9 protein-coding genes are annotated in these 3,530 nt (G+C 60.8%); all 9 read right to left on the reverse strand.

Annotated elements, in window-relative coordinates:
- Positions 1–87 (reverse strand): KOW motif-containing protein (locus tag EN969_RS21930; RefSeq protein WP_206525204.1); only part of this gene is annotated, 87 nt, incomplete at its 3' end.
- A 12-nt stretch (positions 88–99) separates the two neighbouring features.
- Positions 100–468, reverse strand: a complete 369-nt coding sequence (gene rplN / locus EN969_RS21935) for a 50S ribosomal protein L14 (RefSeq protein ID WP_006205457.1) — start codon at positions 466–468, stop codon at positions 100–102.
- Positions 469–551: 83 nt separating this feature from the next.
- Positions 552–791 (reverse strand): 30S ribosomal protein S17, encoded by a 240-nt coding sequence (rpsQ, locus tag EN969_RS21940; RefSeq protein ID WP_010909280.1) that lies wholly within the window; start codon positions 789–791, stop codon positions 552–554.
- Positions 792–802: 11 nt separating this feature from the next.
- A complete protein-coding gene (rpmC, locus tag EN969_RS21945) occupies positions 803–1,003 on the reverse strand; it encodes a 50S ribosomal protein L29 (protein ID WP_006205459.1) in 201 nt (66 codons plus the stop codon).
- 13 nt (positions 1,004–1,016) lie between these two features.
- On the reverse strand, positions 1,017–1,430 hold the full coding sequence (gene rplP / locus EN969_RS21950; RefSeq protein WP_013531427.1) for a 50S ribosomal protein L16: 414 nt from the start codon (positions 1,428–1,430) through the stop codon (positions 1,017–1,019).
- Between the two features lie 27 nt (positions 1,431–1,457).
- Positions 1,458–2,183 (reverse strand): 30S ribosomal protein S3, encoded by a 726-nt coding sequence (gene rpsC / locus EN969_RS21955; RefSeq protein ID WP_013531426.1) that lies wholly within the window; start codon positions 2,181–2,183, stop codon positions 1,458–1,460.
- On the reverse strand, positions 2,183–2,572 hold the full coding sequence (gene rplV / locus EN969_RS21960) for a 50S ribosomal protein L22 (protein WP_006205462.1): 390 nt from the start codon (positions 2,570–2,572) through the stop codon (positions 2,183–2,185). Before rplV ends, rpsC begins: the two co-directional genes overlap by 1 nt.
- Before the next feature lie 2 nt (positions 2,573–2,574).
- Complete coding sequence (gene rpsS, locus EN969_RS21965; RefSeq protein ID WP_006205463.1) at positions 2,575–2,853, reverse strand: 30S ribosomal protein S19; 279 nt, start codon at positions 2,851–2,853, stop codon at positions 2,575–2,577.
- A gap of 16 nt (positions 2,854–2,869) precedes the next feature.
- On the reverse strand, positions 2,870–3,530 hold a 661-nt coding region (gene rplB, locus EN969_RS21970; protein ID WP_127419386.1), incomplete at its 5' end, for a 50S ribosomal protein L2.

The raw sequence follows: 3,530 nt of genomic DNA on the forward strand, positions 1-3,530 counted from the left end.
CGGCTGTACCGAGAGGACTTCGCCCGAACGGCCCTTGTCCTTGCCGGCCAGCACGACGACCTTGTCGCCTTTTCTAATTTTTTGCATTGGTCCGGCTCCTTACAGCACTTCAGGCGCGAGCGAGATGATCTTCATGTGGTTCTTGGCGCGGAGTTCGCGCGGAACCGGTCCGAAGATACGCGTGCCGATCGGCTCTTTCTTGTTGTCGACGAGAACGGCCGCGTTCTTGTCGAAACGGATCACGCTGCCATCCGGGCGGCGAATGTCCTTGGCCGTGCGAACCACGACCGCCTTCATCACATCGCCCTTCTTCACGCGGCCGCGCGGAATGGCTTCCTTGATCGACACCACGATGATGTCGCCCACGGAAGCGTATTTCCGCTTCGAGCCGCCCAGCACCTTGATGCACATGACACGACGGGCGCCGGAATTATCCGCGACGTCGAGGTTTGTTTGCATCTGAATCATGACTGGCCGCCTTCTTCTCTTCTAACGGGATGGGCTCAAAGCCCCTCCCCGGTCTGTCCAAAATTCGTTGTTTACGCCCGAGGTCAGGCTTGGTCCGAAGACACGACGATCCAGCGCTTGTCCTTGGAAATCGGCTTCGATTCCTGGATGAACACCTGATCGCCAACCTTGTGGGCGTTGTTCTCGTCGTGCGCCTTGTACTTCTTGGTCATGCGCACGGTCTTCTTCATCACGGGATGCGTGAAGCGCCGTTCGACCTTGACGACAACCGTCTTCTCGTTCTTGTCGCTGACGACGGTGCCCTGCAGAATGCGCTTTGGCATGGTTTTCGTCCTTAAGCCTTCTTAGCCGCGGACTTTTCCGCAGCGATGGTCTTGATACGCGCAATGTCCTTACGAACCTGTCTCACGCGCGCGGTCTTCTCGAGCTGGCCGGTGGCCTTCTGGAAGCGCAGGTTGAACTGCTCCTTCTTCAGGCTGGCCAGGTCGTCGGTCAGCTGGTCCTGGGTCTTGGTCCGGATGTCTTCGGCTTTCATGATCAGCCCGTCCTTATTCTGCGATGCGCTGCACGAAGCGCGTCTTGACCGAGAGCTTGGCCGCGCCGAGACGCAGTGCCTCACGGGCGGTTTCTTCATTGACGCCGTCGATCTCGAACATGATGCGGCCTGGCTTGACGCGCGCCGCCCAATAATCGACCGCGCCCTTGCCCTTACCCATGCGGACTTCGGTCGGCTTCGAAGTGACCGGCACGTCCGGGAAAATACGGATCCAGACGCGACCAGCGCGCTTCATTTCACGGGTGATCGCGCGGCGGGCCGCCTCGATCTCACGTGCGGTGACGCGGTTCGGCTCAAGCGCCTTCAGCCCGAAACCACCGAAATCCAGGTTGGTGCCGCCCTTTGCGGTACCATGGATACGGCCCTTGAACTGCTTGCGGAACTTTGTGCGCTTTGGCTGCAGCATCGTTCTAACTCCAAATTCCTAAATGTCTCAGGCGTTTTCGCGACGACGACCGCGTTCGCGATCACCACCACCGCCATGCGCTGCATCGCTTTCGCTGGCCCGACGCTCCGAAGCCATCGGGTCATGCTCAAGGATCTCGCCCTTGAACACCCAGACCTTGACGCCGCAGATGCCATAAGCCGTGTGCGCTTCGGCCGTACCGTAGTCGACGTCCGCACGCAGCGTATGCAGCGGCACGCGACCTTCGCGATACCATTCCATACGCGCGATCTCAGCGCCGCCGAGGCGGCCGGCGCAGTTGATGCGGATGCCTTCGGCACCGAGGCGCATCGCCGACTGAACGGCACGCTTCATGGCGCGGCGGAACGCGATACGACGCTCGAGCTGCTGGGCGATCGACTGGGCGACCAGGGTCGCGTCGATCTCCGGCTTGCGCACTTCAACGATGTTGAGGTGCGTCTCGGACTTCGTCATCTCCATCAGCTTCTTGCGAAGCTTCTCGATGTCGGCGCCCTTCTTGCCGATGATCAGACCCGGGCGCGCGGCATGGATGGTGACGCGGCACTTCTTGTGCGGACGCTCGATCACGACCTTCGAGATGGCAGCCTGCTTGAGCTCCTTCTCGAGATACTTGCGGATCTTGATGTCCTCATGCAGCAGCTTGCCGTACTCGCCGGTGTTCGCGAACCAGCGCGAATCCCAGGTGCGGTTGATGCCGAGGCGAAGACCGATCGGATTGACTTTCTGGCCCATTATGCGGCCTCCCCTTTTTCTTCGACTTCACGAACGACGATCGTGAGGTGCGAGAACGGCTTCTCGATACGGCTGGCGCGACCGCGGCCACGGGCATGGAACCGCTTCATGACGATCGACTTGCCGACATAGGCTTCCGCCACGATCAGCGCATCGACATCCAGGTCGTGGTTGTTTTCCGCGTTGGCGATTGCCGATTCCAGCGTCTTCTTGACCGTGCCGGAAATCCGCTTGGCCGAGAATTCGAGATCGGAAAGCGCTGTCGCGACCTTCTTGCCGCGGATCAGCGCGGCAACCAGGTTCAGCTTCTGCGGGCTGATACGGATCGTGCGCAATACGGCGCGCGCTTCGTTATCAGCAAGCCTGCGCGGAGCTTTGGCCTTGCCCATGATTATTTCCTCTTCGCCTTCTTATCCGCGCCGTGACCGTAATAGGTCCGGGTCGGAGCGAATTCACCGAACTTGTGACCGACCATGTCCTCGTTCACCGAGACGGGAACATGCTTCTGGCCGTTGTAGACACCGAAGGTGAAGCCGACGAACTGCGGCAGGATGGTGGAGCGACGGCTCCACATCTTGATCACCTCATTGCGACCACCTTCACGAACCTTGTCCACCTTCTTGAGAAGGTAGCCGTCAATGAAGGGGCCTTTCCAAATCGAACGAGTCACTTGGCGTTACCTCTTCTTAGCTCTTGCGCTGATGGCGCGAGCGCAGGATGAACTTGTCGGTCGCCTTGTTGGACCGCGTCTTCTTGCCCTTGGTCGGCTTGCCCCAGGGCGAAACCGGATGGCGGCCACCCGATGTGCGGCCTTCGCCGCCGCCGTGCGGATGGTCGACCGGGTTCATGGTCACGCCGCGATTGTGCGGGCGCTTGCCACGCCAGACCGTGCGACCGGCCTTGCCGTCATTGATGTTGCCGTGGTCCGGATTGGACACGGCGCCAACAGTGGCCATGCAGGAGCCGTGAACGACACGCTGCTCGCCCGAATTGAGGCGCAGGATCGCCATGCCCTGGTCACGACCGACCAGCTGACCGTAACCACCTGCCGAACGGGCGACCTGAGCGCCCTTGCCCGGCTTCAGCTCGATGTTGTGGACGATGGTGCCGACCGGCATCGAAGCCAGCGGCATCGCATTGCCCGGCTTCACGTCGACCGATTCACCGGACACGATCTTGTCGCCGGGAGCCAGACGCTGCGGAGCGATGATGTAGGACAGCTCGCCATCCTCATACTTGATCAGCGCGATGAAGGCGGTGCGGTTCGGATCGTACTCAATGCGCTCGACCGTGCCGACGACGTCGAACTTGCGGCGCTTGAAGTCGATGATGCGGTACGAACGCTTG

Source organism: Mesorhizobium sp. M7A.F.Ca.CA.003.01.2.1 (genome assembly GCF_003998945.1).
GTDB lineage: Bacteria > Pseudomonadota > Alphaproteobacteria > Rhizobiales > Rhizobiaceae > Mesorhizobium > Mesorhizobium ciceri.